This is a genomic window from Ruegeria sp. D1(2025) (assembly GCF_056536425.1).
In genome coordinates this window covers 16,112-41,137 of the sequence record NZ_JBQFPO010000014.1, presented here as the reverse complement: position 1 = coordinate 41,137, position 25,026 = coordinate 16,112, and the positions used below count along the sequence as shown (strand labels likewise).

20 protein-coding genes are annotated in these 25,026 nt (G+C 59.1%); 8 read left to right on the top strand and 12 right to left on the bottom strand.

Annotated elements, in window-relative coordinates; translation table 11 throughout:
- Positions 1–85 precede the first annotated feature (85 nt).
- From ACR1XU_RS20995 to rfbF, 5 genes are read right to left on the bottom strand one after another with little or no spacing between them, the layout of a single operon-like run.
- Positions 86–487, bottom strand: a complete 402-nt coding sequence (locus ACR1XU_RS20995) for a GtrA family protein (protein WP_170617056.1) — start codon at positions 485–487, stop codon at positions 86–88.
- Positions 484–1,362: an NAD-dependent epimerase/dehydratase family protein gene (locus ACR1XU_RS20990; RefSeq protein ID WP_480915673.1), complete on the bottom strand. Its 879-nt coding sequence runs from the start codon at positions 1,360–1,362 to the stop codon at positions 484–486. Before ACR1XU_RS20990 ends, ACR1XU_RS20995 begins: the two co-directional genes overlap by 4 nt.
- Positions 1,362–2,594 (bottom strand): methyltransferase domain-containing protein, encoded by a 1,233-nt coding sequence (locus ACR1XU_RS20985; protein ID WP_480915672.1) that lies wholly within the window; start codon positions 2,592–2,594, stop codon positions 1,362–1,364. The genes ACR1XU_RS20990 and ACR1XU_RS20985 overlap by 1 nt, the downstream gene beginning before the upstream one ends.
- Positions 2,591–3,676: an NAD-dependent epimerase/dehydratase family protein gene (locus ACR1XU_RS20980; protein ID WP_480536750.1), complete on the bottom strand. Its 1,086-nt coding sequence runs from the start codon at positions 3,674–3,676 to the stop codon at positions 2,591–2,593. The genes ACR1XU_RS20985 and ACR1XU_RS20980 overlap by 4 nt, the downstream gene beginning before the upstream one ends.
- Positions 3,658–4,431 carry a glucose-1-phosphate cytidylyltransferase gene (rfbF, locus tag ACR1XU_RS20975; RefSeq protein ID WP_170617050.1) on the bottom strand — a complete coding sequence of 258 codons (774 nt, stop codon included), beginning with the start codon at positions 4,429–4,431 and terminating at the stop codon, positions 3,658–3,660. The genes ACR1XU_RS20980 and rfbF overlap by 19 nt, the downstream gene beginning before the upstream one ends.
- Positions 4,432–5,088: 657 nt before the next feature.
- Here rfbF and ACR1XU_RS20970 point away from each other — a divergent pair.
- The 3 genes from ACR1XU_RS20970 (at position 5,089) to ACR1XU_RS20960 (ending at position 9,848) form a co-directional block, all read left to right on the top strand.
- The gene (locus ACR1XU_RS20970; protein WP_170617048.1) at positions 5,089–6,588 is read left to right on the top strand and encodes an NAD(P)/FAD-dependent oxidoreductase; all 1,500 of its coding nucleotides are present in this window, start codon (positions 5,089–5,091) and stop codon (positions 6,586–6,588) included.
- Positions 6,589–7,008: 420 nt separating this feature from the next.
- A complete protein-coding gene (locus ACR1XU_RS20965; protein WP_480915671.1) occupies positions 7,009–8,973 on the top strand; it encodes a hypothetical protein in 1,965 nt (654 codons plus the stop codon).
- A gap of 65 nt (positions 8,974–9,038) precedes the next feature.
- The gene (locus ACR1XU_RS20960; protein ID WP_170682287.1) at positions 9,039–9,848 is read left to right on the top strand and encodes an FkbM family methyltransferase; all 810 of its coding nucleotides are present in this window, start codon (positions 9,039–9,041) and stop codon (positions 9,846–9,848) included.
- A 50-nt stretch (positions 9,849–9,898) separates the two neighbouring features.
- Here ACR1XU_RS20960 and ACR1XU_RS20955 read toward each other — a convergent pair whose 3' ends face one another.
- Genes ACR1XU_RS20955 through ACR1XU_RS20945 form a run of 3 tightly spaced genes read right to left on the bottom strand, consistent with a single transcriptional unit; the run spans position 9,899 to position 13,402 of the window.
- On the bottom strand, positions 9,899–10,924 hold the full coding sequence (locus ACR1XU_RS20955) for a glycosyltransferase family 2 protein (protein ID WP_480915670.1): 1,026 nt from the start codon (positions 10,922–10,924) through the stop codon (positions 9,899–9,901).
- A complete protein-coding gene (locus tag ACR1XU_RS20950) occupies positions 10,921–12,432 on the bottom strand; it encodes a hypothetical protein (RefSeq protein WP_170808194.1) in 1,512 nt (503 codons plus the stop codon). Before ACR1XU_RS20950 ends, ACR1XU_RS20955 begins: the two co-directional genes overlap by 4 nt.
- Before the next feature lie 7 nt (positions 12,433–12,439).
- Entirely contained in the window at positions 12,440–13,402 is a 963-nt protein-coding gene (locus ACR1XU_RS20945) for a UDP-glucuronic acid decarboxylase family protein (RefSeq protein WP_170682311.1), read from the bottom strand.
- 243 nt (positions 13,403–13,645) lie between these two features.
- Here ACR1XU_RS20945 and ACR1XU_RS20940 point away from each other — a divergent pair, with 243 nt between their 5' ends.
- Complete coding sequence (locus tag ACR1XU_RS20940; RefSeq protein WP_480814000.1) at positions 13,646–14,563, top strand: VPLPA-CTERM sorting domain-containing protein; 918 nt, start codon at positions 13,646–13,648, stop codon at positions 14,561–14,563.
- A gap of 65 nt (positions 14,564–14,628) precedes the next feature.
- Here ACR1XU_RS20940 and ACR1XU_RS20935 read toward each other — a convergent pair whose 3' ends face one another.
- From ACR1XU_RS20935 to ACR1XU_RS20920, 4 genes are all read right to left on the bottom strand, one after another.
- Complete coding sequence (locus ACR1XU_RS20935; RefSeq protein ID WP_170682284.1) at positions 14,629–15,498, bottom strand: glycosyltransferase family A protein; 870 nt, start codon at positions 15,496–15,498, stop codon at positions 14,629–14,631.
- Positions 15,479–16,309 (bottom strand): CpsD/CapB family tyrosine-protein kinase, encoded by an 831-nt coding sequence (locus ACR1XU_RS20930; RefSeq protein ID WP_480915669.1) that lies wholly within the window; start codon positions 16,307–16,309, stop codon positions 15,479–15,481. Before ACR1XU_RS20930 ends, ACR1XU_RS20935 begins: the two co-directional genes overlap by 20 nt.
- Before the next feature lie 31 nt (positions 16,310–16,340).
- Complete coding sequence (locus ACR1XU_RS20925) at positions 16,341–17,810, bottom strand: GumC domain-containing protein (protein ID WP_170617032.1); 1,470 nt, start codon at positions 17,808–17,810, stop codon at positions 16,341–16,343.
- 73 nt (positions 17,811–17,883) lie between these two features.
- Positions 17,884–18,660 carry an ExeA family protein gene (locus ACR1XU_RS20920; RefSeq protein WP_480442077.1) on the bottom strand — a complete coding sequence of 259 codons (777 nt, stop codon included), beginning with the start codon at positions 18,658–18,660 and terminating at the stop codon, positions 17,884–17,886.
- A 749-nt stretch (positions 18,661–19,409) separates the two neighbouring features.
- Here ACR1XU_RS20920 and ACR1XU_RS20915 point away from each other — a divergent pair.
- The 4 genes from ACR1XU_RS20915 to ACR1XU_RS20900 all read left to right on the top strand — a co-directional run bounded on the left by ACR1XU_RS20915 (position 19,410) and on the right by ACR1XU_RS20900 (position 24,945).
- Positions 19,410–20,099, top strand: a complete 690-nt coding sequence (locus ACR1XU_RS20915; RefSeq protein WP_480442079.1) for a sugar transferase — start codon at positions 19,410–19,412, stop codon at positions 20,097–20,099.
- Between the two features lie 67 nt (positions 20,100–20,166).
- Positions 20,167–22,626 carry a tetratricopeptide repeat protein gene (locus tag ACR1XU_RS20910; RefSeq protein WP_480915668.1) on the top strand — a complete coding sequence of 820 codons (2,460 nt, stop codon included), beginning with the start codon at positions 20,167–20,169 and terminating at the stop codon, positions 22,624–22,626.
- Positions 22,627–22,740: 114 nt separating this feature from the next.
- Positions 22,741–23,355 carry a polysaccharide biosynthesis/export family protein gene (locus ACR1XU_RS20905; RefSeq protein WP_170682281.1) on the top strand — a complete coding sequence of 205 codons (615 nt, stop codon included), beginning with the start codon at positions 22,741–22,743 and terminating at the stop codon, positions 23,353–23,355.
- 12 nt (positions 23,356–23,367) lie between these two features.
- On the top strand, positions 23,368–24,945 hold the full coding sequence (locus tag ACR1XU_RS20900) for a hypothetical protein (protein WP_480814003.1): 1,578 nt from the start codon (positions 23,368–23,370) through the stop codon (positions 24,943–24,945).
- The last annotated feature ends 81 nt before the right edge of the window (positions 24,946–25,026 follow it).

Sequence of the window (25,026 nt, the reverse complement as noted above, 5' to 3'; positions counted from 1 at the left end):
GACAGTGTCTATGTCAAATTTTCAGACTCCACGGTCGGGTTGCTCTTTGATGGCAGAGGTGCCGGGGTATTGTTTTCACGCATTTTCAAACCTCCGGCTGCCAGGGGAAACGGTCTGTCAGCACCCGGGAAATCAGGATGAAGGCCAGAATGGCGGCGGGCAGAACGATCAGCCCCTGCGCAACGATCGGTTGCAATCCCATGGACAGCAGACCCTCCAGCGACAGGGCGTTGAAGGCGTACACCACCAGGTAGGACAGGATGTAATAAGGCAACCGTCCCATGCCCCTGGTGTCGAACACAAGCCGGGCATGGGTCATGAAATTCCACAGAACCCCGCCGGAGAACGAGATGATCAGCGCGATCTGCGGGGGCAGGCCGGACAGGCTGAGAACGGTGAACAGCGCATAGCCGAACGCCGTGTTCAGAACGCCGACCATGGCGAAGCGCATGAAAGACTTCTTTCGGGGGACAAGCAGTTTCTTCACGTCTGTCCCCCTTCGGATCTGAGAATATCAGCCACGCCCGAGGCGATGTCATGTTGCGGCGCAAAACCGGCCTCATGCCGCAACCGGGTCACATCCGCCGCCAGCCGGGCAGGGTCGTTTGCCGCGCGGGCGATGGCCCCCAGCCGGATCAGGTCGGGGTGATGCATCTGGTTGGCGACCTCTTCAATCAGCTTGCGCACCGGGATTGCGGTGCCGCTGGCGACATTGACCGTGCCGGTCACATCGGTTTCCAGCAGGTGTGACAGCGCGCGCGCCAGATCACCGACATGCAGGAAGTCCCGCTCTTGCAGGCCGTCGGTGCAATCCACCGGCCGACCCGCCCTGAGGTTTGAAATCAGGTCGCCGAACAGGCGTCCCGGTGGTTCACCCGGCCCGTAGACGAAAAAGATACGTGCCCAGACCAGTGAAAGGCCAAGCGCGTCCTGCCCCGCGCACAGCGCCAGCCCGGTCCCGGCCTTGGCCGCCCCGTACAGGGTGTGTGGCCGCAAAGGCGTTGTCTCGGACAGTTCCGGCACCGACCAGTCATATTCCGCGCAACTGCCGGCGCAGAGCGCCCGCTGCCCGCCGGTGCGGGCGAATTCGCGCACCAGATGCAACGTGGCGGCCATCCAGTCCAGATTGGCCGGAGACGTCCATCGGTCGCGGGCGCCGTCATGCCAGGCCAGATGCAACAGGTGGCTGGCACGGGCGCCCTCAAGGGCCGTGGTGACCGCTGCGGGGTCCAGCAGATCGCAGGTGATGTCGCTTGAGCCTGTCCGGCCCAGCGTCACCACCTCGTGCCCGGCTGCCGCCAGGGTCGAAGCTGTCGCGCGACCGATCAGTCCGGTCGCCCCGGTCAGCAGAACCCGCGCCATCAGCTGATCCTGACCTCCGGCACGGCGGTCGCGAACCGGGTGCCATGGGCCTTGAGGTCGGCCAGTTGGTCCGTGACCTCGTCCCGAATGTTCCACGGCAGGATCAGTACGTAATTGGGTGGTGCTTCGCGCAGCGCCTCAACCCCGTGCACGGGAATATGGCTGCCGGGCAGCAATGTGTTCTGCTTGGCCGGATTGCGGTCGACGCAGTAGGAAATCAGCTCGGGGCCGATCCCGGCATAGTTCAGCAGCGTGTTGCCCTTGGCCGCCGCGCCATAGGCGGCGATGGTGTCGCCCCGGGCTTTGGCCTCGCGCAGGAAGGCAAGCAGCCCGTCGCGCAGCGCCTCGACCTGAGTGGTGAAGTTCATGTAGCCTTCCGGGCGGTCGAACTGTGCCGCAACCTCATCCGCACGGACCTTGGCCAGACCGGGCCCTTCGGGATGGCTGGCCCCTTCAAGACAGGCGAACACCCGCAGCGACCCGCCATGGGTGGGCAGTTCTTCGACGTCAAAGACGCGCAGGCCCGCCTTGGCAAAGATCTTCTCGACCGCCAGCAGCGACAGATAGGAGTAATGTTCGTGATAGATCGTGTCGAACTGCACTTCGTTGATCAGGTTCAGAAGGTGCGGAAACTCGACCGTATAAACCGCATCACCCGTCAGAAGCGTGGCGATGCCCGCAACGAAATCGTTGATGTCAGGCACATGCGCCAGCACATTGGCCGAAGTGATCAGCGCCGGAGGTTTCTCGGTTGCAGCAACTTTTTGCGCCAGCGCTTCGCCAAAATAATCAACCAGCGTGCGCACGCCCTTTTCTTCGGCGGCCGCCGCCACGCTGCCCGAAGGTTCGATCCCCAGAACCGGAATGCCCTTTTCAACGAAATACTGCAGCAGATACCCGTCATTCGAGGCGATCTCGATCACCAGGTCATCCGGCCCCAGATCAAGCCGGTCGACCATCTTCTCGACATAGGCCCTGGCATGGGCCAGCCAGCTGTCCGAATAGCTGGAGAAATAGGCATAGTCGGCGTTGAAAATCTCATCCGCAGGCACGGCGTCTTCGACCTGCACCAGATAGCAGTCGTTGCAGACCCAGGCATGAAGCGGGTACCGCGGGCAGGCCGTGTCCGCGCGTTCGGGCGGCACATAGGAATTGGCCAGCGGCGATAGCCCCAGATCGACCAGCGTCTGGGTCAGGGCTGCACCACAGCTCCGGCAAACGGGTTGTGTCATTGCGGCATCCTCCAGCGCAGATCCTCGCTCAGCGTGCCATTGCGGATATGCTCCTCAAGCGCCTTCAGCCGCATCAGCGGTGACGATCTGAAATCGGCGTCGCCAAAGTTGATGTCATTCAGCAGTTGCAGCAGATCCCGGATGGTGCCTTCAAGCGTCTGAACCGGCTGATGCGCAGGCGCGAGCTGCTTATAAAGCGAAAAATCGACCCGGTAGGAACGGCTGTCGGGCGAGGCGTCGGGATTGATCGAATAGCTGGCCCCGGGGACCGCCTCGGCCACGGCCTGGGCCAGATCGCGGATCTGGTAATTCCACACATCCGACCCGGCATTGACCGCCAGCCACTGGCCCCCGGCATCTTCGGTCCGGGTGATCGCCCAGTCGATGGCCCGCGCCATGTCGCGCACATCGATCAGCGGGCGCCACGGGCTGCCGTCGCTCAGGACGGTGATCTTGCCTGCGGTGATGGCGCAGGCGGCAAAATCGTTCAGGACCAGATCCAGCCGCAGCCGGGGCGACGGGCCGCAGGCGGTGGCAAAGCGCAATGCGGTGCGCAGCATCCCCGGCGTATTCATGGCCTCAAGCGCGCGCTCGGTTCCGATCTTGCTGCGCGCATAGGCGGTCAGCGGGTTCAGGGGCGCATCCTCGGACCGGGCATCACCTTCGGCGAACCCGTAGACCGAACAGCTGGAAGCGAACACAAAGCGCGATACCCCGGCCTCGGCGGCCAGATGCGCCGCCTGGACGATGGCGTCCTGATTGATTTCCGTGGTGACGGTTTCAAACCGTGCGCCCATCGGATCGTTCGAGATCGCCGCCAGCGCGACAACCGCATCGGCCCCCTGGAACAGCGATGCGTCGATGTCGCGGATATCCGCGATGATCTGCTGGTTCAGAACCCGTTCAGGCCACGCGTCATGTGTGGTCAGCCGGTCCGAGAAAAACCCGGGATCAAGGCCGATCAGGTTGGCGTTGGGATAAGATTTCCGCAAGGCCGACGCCACCACCGGGCCGATATAACCCAGATTGCCAAGCAGGATGATTTTCGGAGAGGAACCCAGCTTCATTCCCAGACCTTCCATGGAGCATTGCCTTCCTGCCAGCGCGCTTCAAGCTGGCGACGGTCGCGGAGCGTATCCATCGGCTGCCAGAAGCCTTTATGGCGGAACGCCATCAGATCGCCGTCTGCGGCCAGTGTTTCAAGCGGGGCGCGTTCCCAGATCGCGCCATCGTTGTCCAGAAGTTCACCGACCGAAGGATGCAGTACAAAGAACCCGCCATTGATAAAGCCACCGTCACCGCCCGGCTTTTCGGCGAAACGTTCGATCTGGTCGCTGGCCAGTTCCAGCGCGCCAAAACGCCCTGGCGGCACGACCGCTGTCAGAGTGGCGCGTTTGCCGTGGCTTTTGTGGAACGCGACCAGCGAGCTGATGTCGACATTCCCGACCCCGTCCCCGTAGGTCATGCAAAAGGCCTCTTCATCCTTGAGCAGATGCATGACGCGGCGCAGCCGCCCCCCGGTCTGGCTGTCCTCGCCGGTGTCGACCAGCGTCACGCGCCACGGTTCCGACTTGCTGTTGGCAATCTCAAGCCCGCCGCTGGCCAGATCGATTGTGACATCTGAACTGTGCAGGAAGAAATTCGCGAAATATTCCTTGATGACGTAACCCTTGTAACCAAGGCAGACGATGAAATCGGTGATGCCATGGGCGGCATAGATTTTCATGATATGCCAGATGATCGGTTTGCCTCCGATCTCGACCATGGGTTTCGGGATCCTGACGGTTTCTTCGCTGAGCCGGGTTCCCAAGCCGCCGGCCAGAATAACGCACTTCATAAAATTGCTCCCTCGTTAACAACGAAGCCAGCCACCAATCTTCAGGCCCCGAACCCGGACCCGATGTGACTTGATCCTACAAACACTCGCAAGCAGTAGGACGGGAGCGCTGCGCCCATGTCAAGATTCACAAGGCTCCGAGTCATGATGCATCCGATTTCCGGACACTCTGGCACTTGGGCATGCACAATATGACGGATGGGGCGATATTGTTGACGCCCCTTTCCGCGCCGGGATCAGGGGCAAATCGCAACACATTCCGCGGCCCGAATGGGTGGCGGTACAGGTCGGATATGTGATGCCCGCCGCAGGTGCGTTTCGGGATTGGCAAGGGCGGATTCAAAGAGCGTGTAAGCAACTTTTTGGGATGAATAACTATATTACTATTCAATATGTTGGGTGTCTCATCTGTTACCTGAAAGGCGGCAGGGGCTGCGCGCCCCGCACGCCGGATATCCGGTTTCACAAGAGGTGGTCGAGGCCTCCCGGTGTTCCGGCCCTTTGGGTTCGGACACCGCCACCGCCTGCTTATTCATGCCCCCGTTTTCCCCGTCCGAGAGGGAAAGACATGGCGGGCGGGGTTTGCCTTTTGGGGCCCATTAGGAATTTGTTGTGAATCGACGGTAACCTCTTGTACCCTGAGACAAGGGTTTTTGTATGGATGTTAGTGATTTGCCAAAAGACATTGTTCCAGTCGTAGTCATCGGAGGTGGACCAGCCGGTCTGACAGCTGCCTACGAACTCCAGAAACTGAGTGATACACATGTTCCCCGGGTCTTTGAGGCCTCGGATATGGTGGGGGGTATTTCGCGAACCGAAACACATAAAGGATACCGCTTCGATATTGGCGGGCATCGGTTCTTCACCAAGGTGCGCGAAGTCGAGGATATGTGGCACGAGGTGATGGGGGATGATTTCATCACCGTGCAGCGCCTCAGCCGCATTTTCTACCGCGGCAAGTTCTATGATTATCCGCTGCGGATTTTCAACGCTTTGGGCAATATCGGTCCCTATGAGACCTACAAGATCATTGGCAGCTTCATCAAATGGAAGCTGCGCCCCAAGCCGCAGGAAGACACGTTCGAAGAATGGGTGATCAACCGCTTTGGCGGGCGGTTATACATGCATTTCTTCCACAGCTATACCAAAAAGGTATGGGGTATCCCGCCCTCGGAAATCCGCGCTGACTGGGCCGCGCAGCGGATCAAGAACCTGTCCCTGCCCAAGGCGGTCTGGAACGCGATTTCGGGCGCCAATGACACGGCCAGCCTGATCGAGGAATTCCAGTATCCCCGTCTGGGGCCCGGCATGATGTGGGAAAAGACCCGCGACCTGATCCGGGAAAAGGGTGGTTCGGTCGAAACCCATTCCGAAGTGACCAAGGTGAACCGCGATGGCAATCGCGTCACGTCGATCGATGTATGCCACTGGACGGAAGATGGTGAAAAGCACACCGAGCGTGTTGAAGGCGCAGAGTTCATCAATTCGATGGCGGTGCGCGACCTGATCCACGCCTTCGACCCGCCGCCGCCACCCGAAGTGATCGAGGCTGCGGACCGGCTGCGGTATCGCGATTTCCTGATTGTGACTCTGATCCTGGATCACGCCGACCCGTTCCCGGACAACTGGATCTATATCCACAGTCCCAAGGTGAAGGTTGGCCGTATCCAGAATTTCCGGGCCTGGTCCAAGGAAATGCTGCCCGACCAGAACACCGCTTCGATCGGGATGGAATATTTCTGCCAGAAAGGCGACGGGCTGTGGTCATCTGCGGACGAGGATCTCAAACATCTCGCCAGCGAAGAGCTTGAAAAACTCAATCTGGCCAAGGCCGGTGACGTCATCGATTGCGCGGTCATCCGGCAGCCCAAGGCCTATCCGGTCTATGACAGCGAATACAAGGATGCCCTGGACACGGTCAGCGGCTGGTTGAAGACGCTTGAAAACTTCCAGACTGTCGGCCGCAATGGCCTGCATCGGTACAACAATCAGGATCACTCGATGCTGTCGGCGATGTATGCCGCCCGCAACATCATGGGTGAAAACAACGATGTCTGGGATGTGAATGTCGAACGGTCCTATCACGAGGAGTTCGAGGCCGACAGCAAGAAGAAATCATCTCTGAAGAAGGGTTTTCGCAAAAGCACCGCGCTCTGACCTCCGGTCGGGGCGGACGTGATGTGCATCTTGCCCGGCACAGAAGCCGGAATTGTTCGCCGCATCATTTCTGCCGATGAATGATCCCGTCCGGAACCCGGCCCCGTTCCGCTGTTTTGCGATCAGCTTCGGGAGGGGGCAGAAGGCCGGGGTAGGCTGCCTGACCGGATCAATGAGCGCCGCGAATGGCCAACCCAGCCGATTTGTTTCCCCATATCCGCCAATGCCAACCGGTTTGCTGTATTGATGTCGTATCAGACGCGCAATCGATCCAATTGAGATAAAACTCGCAACCAGATGAGAATTACATGTTATCCGTAAATTGGTTGATTGAAGTGGCTTACATTCAGCAGGAAACCGGTATGGTTTTTACAGGGCACTTTGTGCCTGCTGTATTTTGATGAGTTTGTATAAGACGTGATGGTATTGCGCCTTTCAATAGTCCTGATTGTACTGACCGGCATTGTGCTGGCTGGTCAGGATGCGGCGGCGGTACTGGCGGCAAAGACTGCTCTGGCGAACGGGCCATCGCCATACTTCATTCCCGGTGACGCTCTGTTTTTGTATATCTGGACACCACTGGTCGTCCTGTCGGCGTCAGCGCTATTTGTTGCGCCGGGTCTGCTTCTGGCACTGGGAATTGCCGCGCCCGGGGACCGTTTCGAACACTGGCTGCTCAAGGGGTTTACGTTTTCCCTGTTTGGTGTGCCCGCCGCTGCCGCGGCGGTGCAGGCCATCAGCAACATTTCCATGACGGGGGCGGCCTTCAGCTTTCTGGTCGTTCTGCTCTGCCTGCCCGGCATTGGCCTGGTCTCGGCCCGGTCCGGTCTGGATATTTTTCGGGGCAGGGGATGGGATGTCACCGGGATGATCATGCTGCCGCTGGCGGTGCTGATCCTGATGACACCCAAGTTCTATTGGGAGGCACTGAATGATGACGGGGCCCACAGCTTCCTGAATGCGATGCTGTTCATTACCCGCGGGCTGCCGTTCTGGCCGCCGGATTCCGGCGGGATCGGCGGGTATCCGACCCCGAAGATGGTGACGGAAACCTTCCTGCAAACCGGGTTCATGCGGTTCTTTGGTCCTTACGAAGCCTCCATCCGCTTTGCCTATCTGCCGGGCGTCTCGATCCTGTTCGGGGTCATGCTGGGCTTTGTGCGCAGCCCGGACGGGCGCACCGATGTATGGGCCGTTCTGGGGCTGGGAATGGCGCTGCTGCTGTTCTCCTTCGTGATGGCGTTCAATCCGTCCTACAACCCCTATTTCGCCGATATCGCCCTGCCCATGACGCGCGAACCGATGATCCTGCTGGGGGTGCTGGGCTATATTCTGTTCTTTACCGAGCGGAAATTCGGCTGGATGGCGGTTGTGTCCACGCTGGCGTTGCTGACCGCGCCGAACGGCCTTCTACTGATTGGCTTCTTCCTGATTTCCTGGTTCCTGCTGACCCGGCCCCTGCCGTTCCGGCAGATGATCGCCGGAGGAATGATCGCCCTTGGCGTCGTGGTCCTGGCATCGCTGCTTGAAATGGTTCTGCGGTCGTCAGGACTGACCAGTGCGTCCAGCGAGTTCAACACGGGCAGCATCCTGCGCCGCCTGCGGTTTGTCACGATCTTTGACACCGGGCGGTTCCTGTTCTGGCTGCTGCCCTGCGGGATATTGCCCGGGCTGGCCCTGCTGGCGTGGCGCTGGCAGGACAAGCTGTCCAAAGCCCTGACCCTGACCGTTATCGCCTATGTTCTGTTCTTCTATGTTCAGGCCTATCGCATTCTGCCGCACCATTTCGCGCCCGCCGCAGTCATTCCGCTGATCATTTTCTGGCGGTTGCGTCCGGTTCAGGCCGCGCCCGCACCGGCGCTGGCCTGTGCTTTGGCCGGGCTGGCGGTCAGTGCCTGGATCAGCTGGCCGGAAACTCTGCGCCCGTTTACCCAGACACGGGATCTGGGGCACCGCATCGCCATCGAGACCGAGGCCGCCCCGTTCCCCGACCTGGACGAGATGCGCGTCGTGCAGGCGCTGCTTGGTGAGGCCTTCCCGCCGATCTGGACGCAGGCCGAGATTGAAAGCCGTTACATGGCCGGCGGGCTTTCGGTTTACGTGCATGCCAGAATGCCGGCACCGGCCGACACCGCCAGCGACTATTTCATACGCCCCGCATCCGAACCCCCGCAAGACGGGGAAACCATGATCGGTGAACCGGTCGAAGGCCGAATCCTGGTGGTACGCGATCGCGCGGCTTACGAAAGCGACTTTGGGACCACCGACGTTCCGGTCAGCATTGCGCGTGTCTATCACGTGCCATTCGACACAATTTTCGGACGCGGAACGCGTGAAACGCTGTACCCGGTGTGGGATATCGCGAAAATTGCAGGGTTAAGATAGCCGATGTCTGTGCAACAATGTTTTTGCCCGAAAAGCCAAGAGCGGGCGGTTAAGTGGAGAACTTTATGAAGCAGAATCTTACCAAGCTGGTTGAAACCTATCCGCTCCTCCAGAAACCAGCCTATTTCGCGTATATCGGCGTGGTCAGCACCCGGAATTTCAGCCGCCGGTTCGCCATGAACAATCTTGGCTATCTGCCCAAGCGCGTCTCGGACCGGGGACAGGACATGTGGGTGATCAACGAGGTCTTCAACGGCAAGCGCAACGGGTTCTTTGTCGAGCTTGGCGCCGCTGACGGGTTTTCCGATTCAAACACTTTCGCTCTGGAAAAACACTATGGCTGGACCGGGCTGCTGATCGAGCCCAATCCGGTCAATTACAACAAGATCATCAACTGGCACCACCGTTCGGCCACCCCGGTCCCGCTGGCGGTCGACCCCGAACCGGGTCAGCTGGAATTCATGATCGACGGCCAGCGCAGCAGCCTGCTGGTGGATGAGGCCGACAACATGACCGAGCGCCGCGCCGCAAAGCTGGCCCGGTTCCGGGAAAAGGGCAAGGTCGTCACGGTCGAGGCCGTGCCGCTGGACGAGGTGTTCGATCGTTACAACGCCCCCAAGGACATCGACTATTTCAGCCTGGATGTCGAAGGGTCCGAGACGCGGATCATGCGCAACTTCCCGTTCGACAAATACCGTTTCCTGGCGATGACAATCGAACGCCCGACGCCCGAACTGAATGAGTTGCTGTTTGCCAATGGCTATCATTTCGTGCGCAATTCGCTTTACGACACGTTCTACGTGCACGAAAGCAACCCGCGTTTCGATCAGATCGAGAAGCTGCCGTTCGAACAGTTGCCCGCCAAGCAGTTCTGAGCCCGGCACGACCAATCAGCCCCGATTGATCGGCAATGTCACGCGATCTGTCAGTTTCGCGTGACGCGCAGCTTCTGCTTTTGTCCCAGCACGTGATATTCGAACAGGCACCAGACATAGACGGTGGCCGAGTAGACGTAATAGACCTGATGATAAAGCAGGCATTTGAATGCAAACCACGGGCCTCCGTGGCCCGACATCGTGCGCACCAAATCGAAATTGGCGACAAAAGCAGCGGCCAGCAGCAACACGGGCAGGGGCCACGACCCCGGCCAGAAGGGCAGCGCCAGAACCGACAGCAGCAACAGCCCGGCCAGCGCGGCCCGGATGCGTTCCGCCGTCGAGGTGTTCAGATCATCGGTCAGCCCCTCGCGTGAAATCATCAGCCGCGACCAGGGCAGGGCGCGGCAGAAGATATCGGTGCTCAGGCTGTTGCGCATGGTCCAGACCTTCAGGTGCTTGCCCTGCAGCCGGGGCTCGACAAGGATGCGCCGCCCGGTTCCCGCGATCCGGTAGCCCAGTTCGATATCCTCGATCGAGGGGACTTCGTAGGTTTTCACATCAAACCCGCCAACCTCGTTGAACACATCGCGGCGGATTGCGCCGCAGCCGGCCCAGAAGGTGCGGGCCTCGCGCTGTGCGCGCTGATGGTGATAGCGGTGCAGCAGGTTCTTGTAGCGCGAAAACCAGGCCTGCCCGTCCGGCGCATCGTCATACGAGCCAAACACCGCCCCGACATTGTCTTCGGACATCGCGCGGCGGATATGTTCGGCCCCGTCGGGCCAGGCGATGACATCGGAATCGACAAACCACAGGATATCACCCGTGGCATGTTCGGCGGCCAGATTGCGCGCCGCCCCCGGCCCGCCATTGACCGGCGTGGTCAGAACGCTCGCCCCCATTTCGCGGGCCAGCGCCGCGGTGCCGTCGGGGGACTGGTCATCCACCACCAGAACCTCCTGCACCTGACCGGTGTTCAGCATCCCGATCAGGGGGGGCAGGACACGGGGCAGCAGATGTTCCGCATTGTAGGCGGGCATGATCACGCTGATGGAAAGCGATTGGTCTGAAGTCACGTGGGGTCTCCGGCAGTGGCGCGCGGCGGTCCTGACCGCTGAACAAGAAGAAGAAAGGCCGCCGTAAAGGGCAGCAGCCACATCACGCGCGCACCATAGCGGTCCGCGGGTTGTGAAACACCGCCGCAAACCAGCGCATTGACGGCAATTCCGATCAGGATGAACAGCGCAAACAGTTTCAGCGGCGGGGCAACCCGTCCGGGCCACAGCAGCAACCCGATTACGACAATCGCCGAGATCAGGTAGATCGTCGCGTGGATGGAATTGACCGGGCTCAGCCAGGGCTGATCGCGGGTCAGAACAATATTGTCGAGAACCGCAAGCTGCGCCTCGGGCAGTCCCGAAAGCGATTTCGCATTTCGGATGACAGCCTCGTTCGGGATGGTCATCTTGATGCTGTTCATGCCCAGCTGCTCTGCCGCATTGCCGCCAAGGGCCAGGATCGTGCCAAAGGGACGCGCCGCCAGAACCTTCAGGAAGAAGGCACGCTGTTCGGCGGCCACGGCCTGCTGATCCTCGATCGGCATCAACCGGAAGGACCCGAGATTTTCGGAGCGTTCGAAAATGATATGGGTGGCGGTCAGGCGGTAAGGGTCATCGGACCAGGACAGCGCCTCGTGCAGAGCGCAGGTCGCCAGATCGTCCCGGGGGCACACATCGTTGAGATAGGCCAGCCCGGGACCATCCACAATCAGCCGCGCGGTGATGTGAGGGGTGTAAAGCACCTCTTTTTTGGTGACGGTCTCGGCCGCGAATTCGAACGCCTTGCGCTCGGCAATGGCCAGAACGACCAGCCCCGCGACAAACGCTGCCGCAAGCCACCGCCCCTGCCCAAGGCGCAGCAGGGCCGCCAGTACGGCAAAGGGTACCATCAGCACGGCAATCCCCAGATGCGAAGGGTGCAGCACAATGGCAAAGCCGGCCAGCGCCAGCGCCCCCAGCCATTCCAGCGGATGCATGTAACGACCCGCGACAACAACCGCCGCAATCAGGATCAGCATCACCGATGTGAAAATATCCGGCATGACATAGGCGACATAGAAAGGCAGCGCGGTCGTCGCGGCGGCCAACAGTGGAAGGCTCACCAGTTGAAGCGTGCTGCGCCCGGTCTGTGCGCTGCGCTGCAACACCCGCATCGTCAGCCAGACCGCAAGCAGCAGCATCGCCAGATGAACGATCGCAACCCCGCCCAATGCATCGGCACGCCAGAATGCGGCAACCAGCAGCGCATAGACCATCGAACGGGACCCGCCGGTCGTCTGGTCTTTTTTGCCGGACCCTTTGGTGCCGGCATTGCCAGTTCCGGCCTCCTCGCCATCCTGTTTCGGCTCGGGCAAAATCAAGGACAGCGCCGCATCGCCCTGCCGAAAATAGCTGCCGGTGTCGAAGTAGTAGAGCGGCCCCCGGTTGATCGCCAGAACCGACAGGCAGCCGATCACCGTCACGGCCAGCAGGACAAAGGCCCAAAACCGTCGGGACGATCTTTCTGAGGCGTCCTGTGCCGTCATTGCCGCCCTATACGTTCTTCACCGCCATGGCGGTCCGCTCGAAATAGGTGATCGTCGCCTTCAGCCCCTCTTCCAGCGGCACCCGGGGCGCCCAGCCCAACTGTTCGCGGGCCCGGGTGATGTCGGGCTGGCGCTGGATCGGATCGTCCTGCGGCAGCGGACGAAACACCAGTTCCGATTTCGAGCCGGTCAGGCGGATCACGGATTCGGCGAGTTCGAGGATGCTCAGTTCGACCGGGTTGCCTAGGTTGATCGGCCCGGTCACGTCCTTGGGCGATTCCATCAGCTTTACCAGCCCGTCGATCAGATCCGAGACGAAACAGAAGGACCGGGTCTGGCTGCCGTCGCCGTAGATGGTGATCGGTTCACCCGCCAGGGCCTGCATGATGAAATTGGACACCACGCGCCCGTCATCGGGGTGCATGTTCGGCCCGTATGTGTTGAAGATCCGCGCCACCTTGATCGGCAGGCCGTGCTGCCGGTTGTAGTCAAAGAACAGCGTTTCGGCGCAGCGCTTGCCCTCGTCATAGCATGAACGCGGCCCGATCGGATTGACGTGACCCACATAATCCTCGGTCTGCGGATGGACTTGCGGATCGCCATACACTTCCGAGGTCGAGGCCTGCAGGATGCGCGCACCCACCCGCTTGGCCAGCCCCAGCATGTTGATCGCGCCATGCACGGCCGTCTTGGTCGTCTGCACCGGATCGTGCTGGTAATGAAACGGCGAGGCGGGACAGGCCAGATTATAGATCTCGTCCACCTCGACATAGAGCGGGAAGGTCACATCGTGGCGCATGACCTCGAACCGGGGATTGCTCAGAAGATGGCGCAGGTTTCCGCGCCGCCCGGTAAAGAAGTTGTCGACACATAAAACCTCGTACCCGCGCTCCAGCAGGGTGGCGCAAAGGTGCGAGCCCAGAAACCCGGCCCCGCCTGTCACCAGGATCCGTTTGGCGTCGAGATGCATGTCGTTGGGATCAAAATCAGGCGCGTTCATCAGCGTCCCCGGTCACTTTCACCATCTCTGGCTCACCACCCATCCGCATCATCTCCTTGCTAATAGGCAGGCACTGTTTAAACAAACGGCCGAACTGAAATCCCGATCGAGAATGCGTGCCTGAACTTGGTACAATAACAGTTCAACGCTACACGAAACTTCCCGTGCGTCGAAGGAGAAATATGGCGGGCCGCACGCTTGGGTGAATTTTCCATGTCAGGCGTGATCGAAGGCGATCTGAGGGAATTTTTCCGTGGACAATTGACCGCTCTGGCGGCGATTGTTTCCCAACTTTTCCAAAAGGATACGATCCTCTGGTTCGGAAAAAAGTGCCGCGAACATCTGCAAAACCCGGCGGGCGCGATCCGACTCGGCGCCTCGCAAATGCCAGATTCGCCGCATATTCGTTCACACAAGAGAAACAAACCTAATCAAATAGTCGCATTATGTTACACGATGCGCCCTAATGCCCTAAAAAAGACACATTTTTTCAGAAAAGCCTTCGCAATCCACGAAAGTTACGGTAAAAATTTTGAAGTTAGGTGCCACGCCAAAGATGCGTGTAATTGTGTGTACAAAGGTCGAGGGTGGGAATTTATGCTTAAATCTTTGAAAATGATGGCTGCGGGACTGATCGCAGCTGTAATGATGGCCGGATCAGCCAGCGCGCTGACAGTGGTGTCAGCTGGTAACAGCTACGACATTACGTCCGATCAACTCTTTATCGGAACTGTCGGCACCAATGGCGGCCCCGGCATGTACTCGGTGAACTTCACATCGCCGGTCGATCCGCTGAAAGGGACCGCGAACGCCTCGGTGACGATCAACGTTCTGGGTACGTTTACCGGCCTGACGATGAGCTGGGTCGACGCGGCAAACCCTGCCAATGTTCTGGCGACAACATCGATCCTGGGTGGTGTGCAGACAACGCTTCGCACACTCTTCAGCAGCGTGAGCCCGAGCTCTCTGAGCCAGAACCTGGTGTTCAGCTGGGCCAATTCGCAATCGGCAACCGGTGGTCCGATCACGTTTGACTTCGATGTGTCTGCTGTTCCGCTGCCGGCCGGTGGTCTGCTGCTGCTGACCGCACTTGGTGGTCTGGCGCTGACACGCCGTCGCAAGACAGCCTGAATAAGGTAAACGACTTGACCTTATGGGAAGGGGCCGCAGCGCGGTCCCTTTTCTCTTTGGTCTGTTCAGATGTTGCCGCCTGCGGCCTGACGCAGCATCCAGAGCATGCGCTGGCATCTGAGGCGGAACAACGTGGATATTGCCCGCAAAACCTCACCAGATGACGCCAGCTTGTCGCTGGACAGGACTTTCGGCGTATGCGCGACCGCGCTGGCGGGCATGGCCAGTCCGCGAAGTGCCCATCGCAGACGCGCACCAACCCCCGTCCCGTTCAGCTGATAAGCCTCTTGCGTTGTCCGGCGCCATTTCGCCCTGAGCGCAGGCCAGTTCTGCCGGGACGGGTGACTGACCTGAAACCTGTCTTCGTAAATCAGGCTGTAGCCGCGGGCGACCGCCCGCATGGTCCATTCCCGGTCTTCCGATACGCCATTGATGAACCCACCGATTGCGTCGAACACGTCGCGCCGGGTCAGCAGGTTGCCGGCGCCGGAAAATCCCTGAACCTCGATATACCGGCGAAAGTTGAAGGCAAACACCGCCTCGAAGGCCTCGGCGCCATTGCGCGGCGGCGGGGTTTCATCAAAGACATCGACCCGGCCGCCAATCAGATCGGCCCGGTCGGCTATCTGACGCCCCACCGCCAGCCAGTCCGGCGCGGGAACACAGTCGGCATCGATAAAAAACAGCCGTGACGCGGTGGTCTCGGCCACACCGCGATTTCGGGCGTGGGCCGCGCCTTTTTGCGGCTCCACCACAAAGCGCACTTCGGGAAAGGCTTGCTGCATGTCATTCAGTGAAACGGGGGACGCATTGTCGACGACAATAATTTCCGTCCCCGTCAGATCATTCTCTCTGAGGGCCTGAAGGCATCTCTCCAGCCTGGGCAGATCGTTGTAATGGGGGATAATGACCGCGTCAGTAGCTGCCGTACTCATTGCCGAATGCCCCGCTGATATACCGGCATTTGTTCAACACGATCCCCATGACTTTCGTCAGCTCTGCCAGTTGCTGCTCGGCAACATCGATGTGGTCGATGCTGGTCTCTTCGGCAGCCGCCAAAAGCAGGGCGCAATCGACATTTCTCAGGAACCCGTGGCTGTCATCGCTTGCCATCAGCGGCGGCGTATCGAACAACATGATATCAGGCTGGTATTCCGCCTCGATCTGCTCCAACGTTTCGATCATTCGCTTGCTTTGCAGGATTTCCGCCGGGTTGTTTGTCGGCGTGTAGTTCAGGCCGAAAATCACGTTTTCCCCGTGGCGCAGAGCATGATCGTGAAAGGACACCTTCCCCTGAATGACGTCCGCCATGCTATGATTGCCGGTCTGGGCCAGGATCTCGGCCAGCCCCCGCCGCCGCATGTCGAAATCGATCACGATCGTCCGCAGATCGTCCTGCCGCCCCAGGCTGAAGGCCAGATTGGCCGCCGTCGTGCTTTTACCACATCCGCTGTAGGGCGAGGTGATGGCAACCCGGCGCCAGCCATTGGACCGGATCTGCTGCAGCATCTTGGTCCGCAGCATGTCATAAGGCGTGGCATCAGGACCGCCGCGATAGGACATCAGGCGTTTCCGGGATACTACGGAACGCGGATCAATTCTGATCTCGGGCACGGTCAGCCAGATATTGTCTCCGCTGCTTTCATCCGGATCAGGACCATGATCTTCGTGCGGCAGCTGCGGTTGATACTGGCGGCTTTCACGTTCCTCACGGGCTTTCTGAATCGCCTGTTGAAGACGTTCCATCACGCATCCCCCAATTTAGTCAGGACAGAAATCACCAATAAACCTCCAACTTTTCGATCACCCTTTCGGTAATCAGATCCAGGGGCAGATAGTAGGTATGCACGGCCCAGACCCCTGCGGACACGCTCACCAGGATCGCCAGGATGATGCTCACCCAGGTTGCCCGCTGTATCATCACTTCGCTCTTGGAGCGCACATAAGGGATGGTGGCGATCGGCCAGACATCCAGCTTGTTGATCAGATCCTCGGGCCGGCGCGCGGCCTTGTTCAGCAGCTCGAGCAGGACAACCAGCCCCAGCCCCAGCGCAATGCCGAACATTGTCCCCCCTCCCGCAATCATCAGCCGGTTGGGTTTGGTTGGCGAACTTGGCACGGCGGGATGTTCGATCACCGAAATACGCTGCCCCTGCGAGGTAACTTCGATGCGCTCACCGGTCGAGGCCGACGCCAGGCGGCTGACCGCGGAATTATACTGGGCCTGGATGTTGCTGTGGTCGCGCTGCAGCTCTGCCAGCGTGATCGCATTGGCCGGAGTCTGATCGATTGTCAGAGTCACCTTCTTAAGGTTCTCTTCGGTCACAACCCGTTGGTCTTCAAGCGTGGCAATTTGTGAATCAAGCTGAGCCAGCTGAAGGTCGAGCGTCGTATTTCCCGTCTGCTGGCCAGACGATGCGGCCGTGGTGGTCTGTTCCGCTGCAACAACCTCTTCCAGGCGGTTGATCCGGGCGCGCAATATCTTAATCTGCGGGCTGCTTTCGGAATAGATCCCCAACTGGTTGTCCAGCTGGTTGCGCAACTGGCTGAGCTGCTGCTGCGCCTGTGTCTGCGGCTGTTGCCCGACGGGGGTGATCTGACCGGTCGTGCTGTAGATTTCCAGCAGTTTTTCACGCTGATCCCGAAGCGAGAAAACCTGCTGATCGGTTTGCTGCAAATTCGTCTGTAATGATGCCTGCTGTGCCATCCGGAATTGCAGGCTTGCGGGCAGAGCACCCGAGTTTTCCTGCTGAAACTGGAGAATTCGCGCACTGCGCTTGTCGAGCTCGTCACTCAGGCGCTCGACCTCCTGTTCAAAGAATTCCAGCGTATCCGACGCCCGTTCCTTGCGGTAGGTCACGTCAAGTTTCTGGATTTCCGTCAGATATTCGTTCAGCACCCCGGCTGCAATCTGCCCGGTTCTGCCTTCGAATGTGATGGTCATCAGGTTCGCCTGATTGCGACCGGCCACGATACGGACATCGGTTTTTGCCCGCAGCTCATCGACGATCTGGTCCGGGCTGGCGTCTTCCTGATCTGCCAACACCTGGAACTTGCGTGATATGTCCAGAAGAACCGGCCGTGTCAGCAGGCGCTGTTCGACGATCTGCAGCTGCTCGAACGCCGGTGTGGTGACGGTACTGGCGGCCAGACTTCCCGGAATCTGCGGCGATTCCACGATCAGCCGCATCTGCGAGACATAAGTCGGCGGCAGGATCATCGCGACTGTGACAGAAACCGCAGACACGATCGTCGCCACAACGAGGAAATACTGAAACCGTCTCAGAAAAATAGATGAATAATAGCGAACCGGGCCCATCTCAGACTGTCAGCTCCTTCTCAAGCGAATTGCCACCAAAGAAAACACCGTCCTGGATCACCTGATTGACCACGTCTTCGCTCACCTTGTCCGTTTCATTGGTCCAGGCATAAAGCAAGGCGAAATCACAGAACTGATTCACAAGACGCGGGACGCCGCGGGTCTGTTCAAAAACGATCCTGCACGCTTCTTCCGTGAATTCCTCGCCTGACCCGCCGGCAATCTTCATCCTGTGCCTGATATAGCGCTCGACCGAGGCTTGATCCATGCGCTCCAGATGAAAACTGGCCGCCACCCGCTGTGTCAGCTGTCGCATCTTGGGGTCCAGAACCATATCGCGCAACTCGGGCTGCCCGACCAGCACAAGCTGGATCAGCTCATCCGTGTTTGCATTGATATTGGTCAGCATGCGTATCTCTTCCAGCCCTTCGACCGTCAGGTTCTGCGCCTCGTCGAAGATCAGAACCACGCGCCGCCCTTCGGCATATTCCGAGACCAGGAAGTCCTGTATCTCGCGGAACATCTGTACATAGGTCGCGTTTTCCTCGATCGGCAGCCCCAGCGCGTGCAGCACCCATTGCAGCAACTCTCCCCGGCCGCCCTGCGCATTCGAGATCAGCCCGACCGTGATGGATTGCTCCATTTCGCTGAGCAGATGCTGGACCAGCGTCGTTTTGCCGGCACCGATCTCTCCGGTCAGCACGGTAATGGGCGCACAGCTCATGACGCCGAACTGCAGGATCGAGTAGCCCCGTTTGTGCAGGGGCGACCAATACATGAATCCCGGGTCCGGAAGCAACGTGAACGGCCGCCGGTCAAGCCCAAAGAAATCTAGATAAAATCCATCGCTGGACGCCATTGCACCACGGTTGCCTTCTGCCTTGTCAAAACTAATACGGCCCCCCTGGAGAACATTCCAATACGCACTCTGAACCACCGGCAAACCTTTACGCAACACACATAATCACATGAACAAATAATACTTGGCTCTTACCCTGCCACAAAATCAAGACAGGGGGCACCACTAATACCTACTTGCCGTAAATTAACCCACCTACTGATCCAATTCGTCACATATAGGGCGATTGTTTCCCTGAAACCCTTGAAAACCTGCTCAAAACAAACGGCGCGGCAGCCCCACGCAAACCGATGATCAGAACCGTTCCACGACCTCTGATCGGCCCGTTTTCGGACCAAAACCCTTCAAACCTTCACATTGTTCTGCGTTCGCGAACAAATCTTCAATTCTCTGCGCCGGATTGCAGAAAAATTCTGGCGCCGGATGCCCCTTTCAGCCACTTATGATCGCACGGCAAGGGAGCTGATGCGCGAGATTAATGTTTTGCAAGCTGACTGGAATTTGTTAACACTTGGTTGCGGGTGTCTGCCTGATGCAGTTTGTGAAGGCGGAACCGCAACCGACATAAAAATATAAAGTTTTTTGTATATAAGTTGAGGTCGAGCGTAGTTAGTTCCTGAGTTGTGTAGGTGGTTCTTGGGTATTCGTGTGTGCTGGGGGTTTAAATAGTGACAAGTCATTCGAAAGAGGTGGCCAACGCTGGCGCGGGCTACCACAATATTGCAGTTATGTCGGCCCCGACAAATAGTCCGGGGTTCTACAGAAGCACGGGCAAGCGCATTTTTGACATCGCGTTCGTGCTGCTGACCGCGCCCTTTGCCGTGCCGCTGATTCTTTTTCTCGCGATCTTCCTGGCCTGCCAGGGGGTTGCACCGTTTTACTGGCAGGAACGGGTTGGCCGGAACGGCAAGGTGTTCAGGCTGCTCAAACTGCGCACGATGGTCCACGATGCCGAGGCGGTGCTGAAAAAGCACCTCGCCAACGATCCCGCGGCGCGCGAGGAGTGGAACCGGAACCAGAAACTGCGCAATGACCCGCGCATCATCAAATTCGGCACTTTCCTGCGGAAATCCTCGATGGATGAACTGCCGCAGTTCTGGAACGTGCTTATCGGCGAGATGTCCATGGTCGGTCCCCGCCCGATGATGGTGAACCAGCAGGAACTGTATCCCGGCAAACAGTATTATTCGATGCTGCCCGGCATCACGGGACAGTGGCAGGTTTCCAAGCGCAACAATTCTTCGTTCGCCGAGCGGGCCCATCACGACGCCGAATACTGGAAAAACATGTCTTTTTCCTCCGATCTTTCGATCCTGATGCGAACGGTTTCGGTCGTTCTGCGCGGCACAGGCTGTTGACACCGGGGGCTGCCCCCGAATGTAGTTGATCAGAACCCTGTATCTTTCGCCGCCGGAAGCCCGTGTCATGACCGTATTGAGTAAATCCCGCTTTCTGATCGGCAATCGTCTGGTGATTGCCTTTCTGAGCCTTTCGCTGTTCCTGAGCGCCTGCGACACAGCCGAGGAACGCGCCGAGGCGCATTTCCAGGCCGGGCTGGAGCATCTTGAAAAAGGGGATATCGACCGCGCGCGCGTTGAATTCAAGAATGTCTTCAAGCTCAACGGTCAGCACAAGGAGGCCCGCCTGACCTTTGCGCGGCTGGAGCGCGAGCAGGGCAATCTGTCTCTTGCCTATGGTCAGTATCTGCGGCTGGTAGAGCAATATCCGGACAACCTCGAAGGGCAGCGCAGCCTAGCCGAAATTGCGCTTGAGACGGGTAACTGGGATGGTGTGCGGCGTCACGGCGCCGCGGCCGCCGCACTGGCCCCGGACGATATCGAGATCAGGTCCATCAACAATACGCTGGCCTATACGGATGCGGTCAGAAATGGCGACGCTGCCGGCCTTGAGCTTGCCGTGATTGCGGCCCAGGAAATGCTGGCCACCCACCCCGAGCTTCTGACTGCCCGGCAGGCCCTGATCGACCACCTGATCCGTCAGCGTGACTGGACCGGGGTGCTGGAACAGACAGCCGCGGCCATGGAATTTGCGCCCGAACATCCAAATCTCTATTCAACCCGGCTGCGGGCGTTTCAGGAACTGGATCAGCCCGCTGAAATCGAGGCATTGCTCAAGCAGATGGCGCAGGTCTTCCCTGACGATCAGGGAATCGAGCAGGTGCTGATTCAGCATTACATCGATCAGAACAACCTGGACGCCGCAGAACGGATGCTGCGCGCCGAAGTGGAACCACAGGCCGAAGATCACATGCCGGCCCAGAGGCTGGTCGCCTTTCTGGACCAGCACCGCGACACCGCGGCCGCAATTGCCGAACTGGACGGGATCATCGCGCAGGACGGACCCAATGCCTCGCGGTTCAAGACCGTGCGTGCGTCACTGAAATTCCGCTCGGGCGATGAAGAGGCCGCCATTGCCGACATGCGGGATCTGCTCAAGGGCGCGGAACGGACCGAACAGACTCGTGAGAACGAGATAGAGTTTGCCCGGATTCTGTTCCAGGCCGGCCAATCCGAGGAAGCCCGGGCCCTGATCGAAAAGGTCCTTTCCGAGGACGCCACCCAGGTGGATGCGATCAAGTTCAAGGCGTCCTGGCTGATTGATGAGGACAATATCGGCGATGCCATCGTGCTGTTGCGCGAAGCCCTTGGTCAGGCCCCCCGCGACCCTCAGCTGATGACGCTTCTGGCGCAGGCTCATGAGCGCAACGGCAACCGGGAACTGATGGGCGAAATGCTGGCCCTGGCGGCCGAGGTGTCCCGGAATGCACCGGAAGAGACGCTTCGCTATGCGCAGTTTCTGATCGCGGATGGCGATCTGGAAATCGCCGAACGCGTTCTGGTCGATTCCCTACGTCAGGATACGAACCAGCCGGAACTGCTGTTCCTGCTGGGTGAGATTTACCTTGGAACACAGGACTGGGACCGTCTGGAAACGGTACAGCAGTCCATCAGCGAGCTTGATACCCCAGAAGCGCGGCGTCTGGCAAATGAGCTGAAGGCACAGAGGCTGGCTGCCCGGCAGCAGACCGATGACCTGACAGTGTTTCTGAACGAGCTGGCCGAGGATCCCGAATTCGGCCTGCCCGCCGATATCGCCCTGATCCGCCTGATGCTGGTGCAGGGCGAAATCGCAGAAGCATTCGCCCGGCTTGATCAGTTGCTCGAAGACGATCCTGATTCGTTACCGGTCCGGATGATCAAGGCCCATGCCCTGACCAGCAACGGAGAATATGACGAGGCCGCACAGATTTACCGTGCCGTTCTCGGGGAACGCCCCGACATTACCCGGGCATGGATTTCGCTGCATGCGCTGGAAGCCGAACACGGCACCCCGGACGCGGCCCAGAGCGTTCTGACCCAGGCGCTGGCTGCGCAGCCCGAAAATCCCGATCTGCTGATGCTGCAGGCAGCCGTTCATGAACGCGCCGGCGATCTGGACCAGGCCATTTCGGTTTATGAAACCCTATATCCGCTCAGCAACCAGTCTCTGGTCGTCGCCAACAATCTGGCAAGCCTGCTGACAACCCATCGCAGCGATCAGGAAAGCCTGCAACGAGCCCATATGCTGGCGCGGCGCCTTCGCGGCACCCGCAATCCCGTGTTCCAGGAAACCTACGGCTGGCTGTCCTATCGGCTGGGGAACTACGACGAAGCGCTGACCTATCTTGAACCTGCAGCACGCGCGTTTCCCGACCATCCCCTGGTGCTTTACCACCTGGGCAAGGCATATGTTGCCGTTGACCGGAAAGAAGACGCCTTGCGGGCGTATCGGGCCGCTCTGGAAACGGGGATTCCACTGGACGTTTCACCCTCGCTTGAGACTGAGATTGAGCAGATCAGCGTTACCGACAATCCGGGGCAATAGTGCCCCATGGCAGGCTTCGCTGCATTTCTGCCGCATCTCATAACCGTCGGACTCGTAAAGGATTGTTTCAGGCCCCACGAACAGGCATAAAAGAAAAAAACGAGAGATTTGAATATGCGGACAGTAATAGGACCATTGATCGCTTTCATCGCCGCCATGATTGTGGCGACCGGGGCGTGGGCGCAGGGCTCGTATCAGATCAAAGCCGGCGATGCGCTGCAGGTTGAAGTTCTCGAAGATCCCACGCTGAACCGAACCGTTCTGGTGCTGCCGGATGGTTCCATCAATTTCCCGCTTGCCGGCTCGCTTCGGGCAGCCGGTCGTTCGACCAGCGGGCTCAGCTCATCTCTCGCATCGGCGTTGTCCTCAAATTTCAATACACCGCCGACCGTCTTCGTTTCGGTCGCTTCGCTGGCGCCCCCTCCGCTTCTGGGCGGGCTGGCCGCAACCGGACCGACCATTGATGTTTTCATCATGGGTGAAGTCAACATACCCGGCAAACATCTGGCGACCGAAGGCACAACCATTCTTCAGGTTTTGGCGCAGGCCGGCGGCCTGACCAATTTCGCGGCCCGCAAACGCATCGAATTGCGCCGGGCTGACAGTAAAACAGGCGTGATGAACAAGTATACTTATAACTACAATGGCTCGGGCAGTGGCATCCAAGGCAGTACAGTGCTCAGACCCGGAGACGTTGTTGTCGTGCCAGCACGCCGCTTGTTCGAATAGGGGCTGATACAGGTGGGGAAATCGAAATTCAGGCTGTCCACCATGCTGGGGGGCGGGACGGCTCTTATAATTTCACTTACACCAGCGGTCGGGCAACAGGCCTCGACACAGCAGACAACACAGCAGACGCAGGCCTCGACGCAGCAAACGACCACGCAACAGTCGACGGTCGCTTCAACACTTGCACAGCAATCGCCCAGCCAGCAGCTTATTTCGCAGCAGGCGCTGAGAAACCCCGCGCGGCAGGTTGGCCTGCCGGCAGCGGGTCAGCAGACCGGCACCGGAACCGGCCTGACCGTCACGCTGGATTACCTGTCCTCGCTCAGGCATGACGACAACCTGCGCCTGACCGATCCGTCGCTTGGGTCCACCACCTGGTGGGAAAACACATTGGCGCTGGGGGTCCTGAACCAGACATCGGATTCAACGCTGAGATTCGATCTGTCGGGATTGTACCGGATCGCCAATGAACCGATCATCGGAACGGAATCCAGTTTTTCGGATCCACTTGCACGGCTGGTCTATCAGCGGACCCGCGCCAACAGCCGGCTTGGCCTGCAGGCCGAATACCGCGAGAGGGATCTGTCCTTCAACCGTTCGCTGACCGATACCAACCTGGATGGTGTCATCGATGCCTCCGACGTCATCGGTACCATCGGCGATCAAGTCAACACACGCGGGAACCTGGATTGGGAGACCGGTCTGACCGATCCCCTGGGATTCCGGTTCACCTATAATCACCGCGAACGCAGCTATTCGAACACAATCGATCCGAACCTGTTCAACAACAAATCCGACGACTACACGGCAGCGGTTCTGTTTCGGTTTTCTCCGACTTTACAGGGGAACCTGACCCTTGATTACAGGGATTTCGTAGCTGACGACAACGTCCGGACCGACCGGCAGACAACCGTTGTATCGGTTGGTGGAACCTACAACATTTCCGCCATCACCAGTGTCAGTGCCAATATTGGCTACAGCCAGGTTGACGACACGCAACGCGCGAACGGCACAAATGACGTGACCGAAGATTACGTCTGGAGCTTTGCCTGGAACAAGATACTGCCGGACGGAAACGCCGATATTCTGTTTGACCAGACATTCGGCGTGAACGGTTCGAGGATCAACGCAACCGCCGGCCGAACGTTCCGGCGCGCCAGCGGGGTATTCGGTTTCAATGCCGGCTTCACCCGGGGGCCGTTTGACGAGGTGACGCCGATCGGTCAGATCGACTACAGCTATCAGCTGGCCAGCTCACGGATCGGCGCAACGATTCAGCGCCGGGTCGGCACCAGCACACAAAGCGTGGAAACCCGGCAAACCCTGGCTTTCCTGACCTATGACTATTTCATCAACCCGGTATCCGGCCTGTCTTTCAGCGTCAATTTCATCGATCAGGAAGACGAAGGGACGGGTTCGGCCAATCCAAGACAGCGCGGCACGTTCAATGCCTCCTATACACGCGCGATCTCAAGGGACTGGGCGGTCAATCTGGGTTATCAATACGAGATGGACGACCAGAACGGCTTTAAGGCGACCTCAAATTCGGTCTTCCTGACACTTGGGCGGCGGTTCACCCTCAGACCCTGATTTTTCCGGGCCGGGGTCACACCGTCAACAAAGGCGCCGGCTATCACTTATTGTTTCGGCTCCGGATCAAAATCGCGGGAG

Bases quoted from the DNA above. Each gene is read 5' to 3' on its own strand.
- rfbF (WP_170617050.1), bottom strand. From the start codon at position 4,431: ATGAAGTGCGTTATTCTGGCCGGCGGCTTGGGAACCCGGCTCAGCGAA.
- ACR1XU_RS20930 (WP_480915669.1), bottom strand. From the start codon at position 16,309: ATGGAACGTCTTCAACAGGCGATTCAGAAAGCCCGTGAGGAACGTGAA.
- ACR1XU_RS20980 (WP_480536750.1), bottom strand. From the start codon at position 3,676: ATGGAAGGTCTGGGAATGAAGCTGGGTTCCTCTCCGAAAATCATCCTG.
- ACR1XU_RS20910 (WP_480915668.1), top strand. From the start codon at position 20,167: ATGACCGTATTGAGTAAATCCCGCTTTCTGATCGGCAATCGTCTGGTG.
- ACR1XU_RS20920 (WP_480442077.1), bottom strand. From the start codon at position 18,660: ATGTATTGGTCGCCCCTGCACAAACGGGGCTACTCGATCCTGCAGTTC.
- ACR1XU_RS20940 (WP_480814000.1), top strand. From the start codon at position 13,646: ATGTCAGGCGTGATCGAAGGCGATCTGAGGGAATTTTTCCGTGGACAA.
- ACR1XU_RS20950 (WP_170808194.1), bottom strand. From the start codon at position 12,432: ATGACGGCACAGGACGCCTCAGAAAGATCGTCCCGACGGTTTTGGGCC.
- ACR1XU_RS20965 (WP_480915671.1), top strand. From the start codon at position 7,009: ATGGTATTGCGCCTTTCAATAGTCCTGATTGTACTGACCGGCATTGTG.
- ACR1XU_RS20935 (WP_170682284.1), bottom strand. From the start codon at position 15,498: ATGAGTACGGCAGCTACTGACGCGGTCATTATCCCCCATTACAACGAT.
- ACR1XU_RS20985 (WP_480915672.1), bottom strand. From the start codon at position 2,594: ATGACACAACCCGTTTGCCGGAGCTGTGGTGCAGCCCTGACCCAGACG.
- ACR1XU_RS20970 (WP_170617048.1), top strand. From the start codon at position 5,089: ATGGATGTTAGTGATTTGCCAAAAGACATTGTTCCAGTCGTAGTCATC.
- ACR1XU_RS20990 (WP_480915673.1), bottom strand. From the start codon at position 1,362: ATGGCGCGGGTTCTGCTGACCGGGGCGACCGGACTGATCGGTCGCGCG.
- ACR1XU_RS20905 (WP_170682281.1), top strand. From the start codon at position 22,741: ATGCGGACAGTAATAGGACCATTGATCGCTTTCATCGCCGCCATGATT.
- ACR1XU_RS20945 (WP_170682311.1), bottom strand. From the start codon at position 13,402: ATGCATCTCGACGCCAAACGGATCCTGGTGACAGGCGGGGCCGGGTTT.
- ACR1XU_RS20960 (WP_170682287.1), top strand. From the start codon at position 9,039: ATGAAGCAGAATCTTACCAAGCTGGTTGAAACCTATCCGCTCCTCCAG.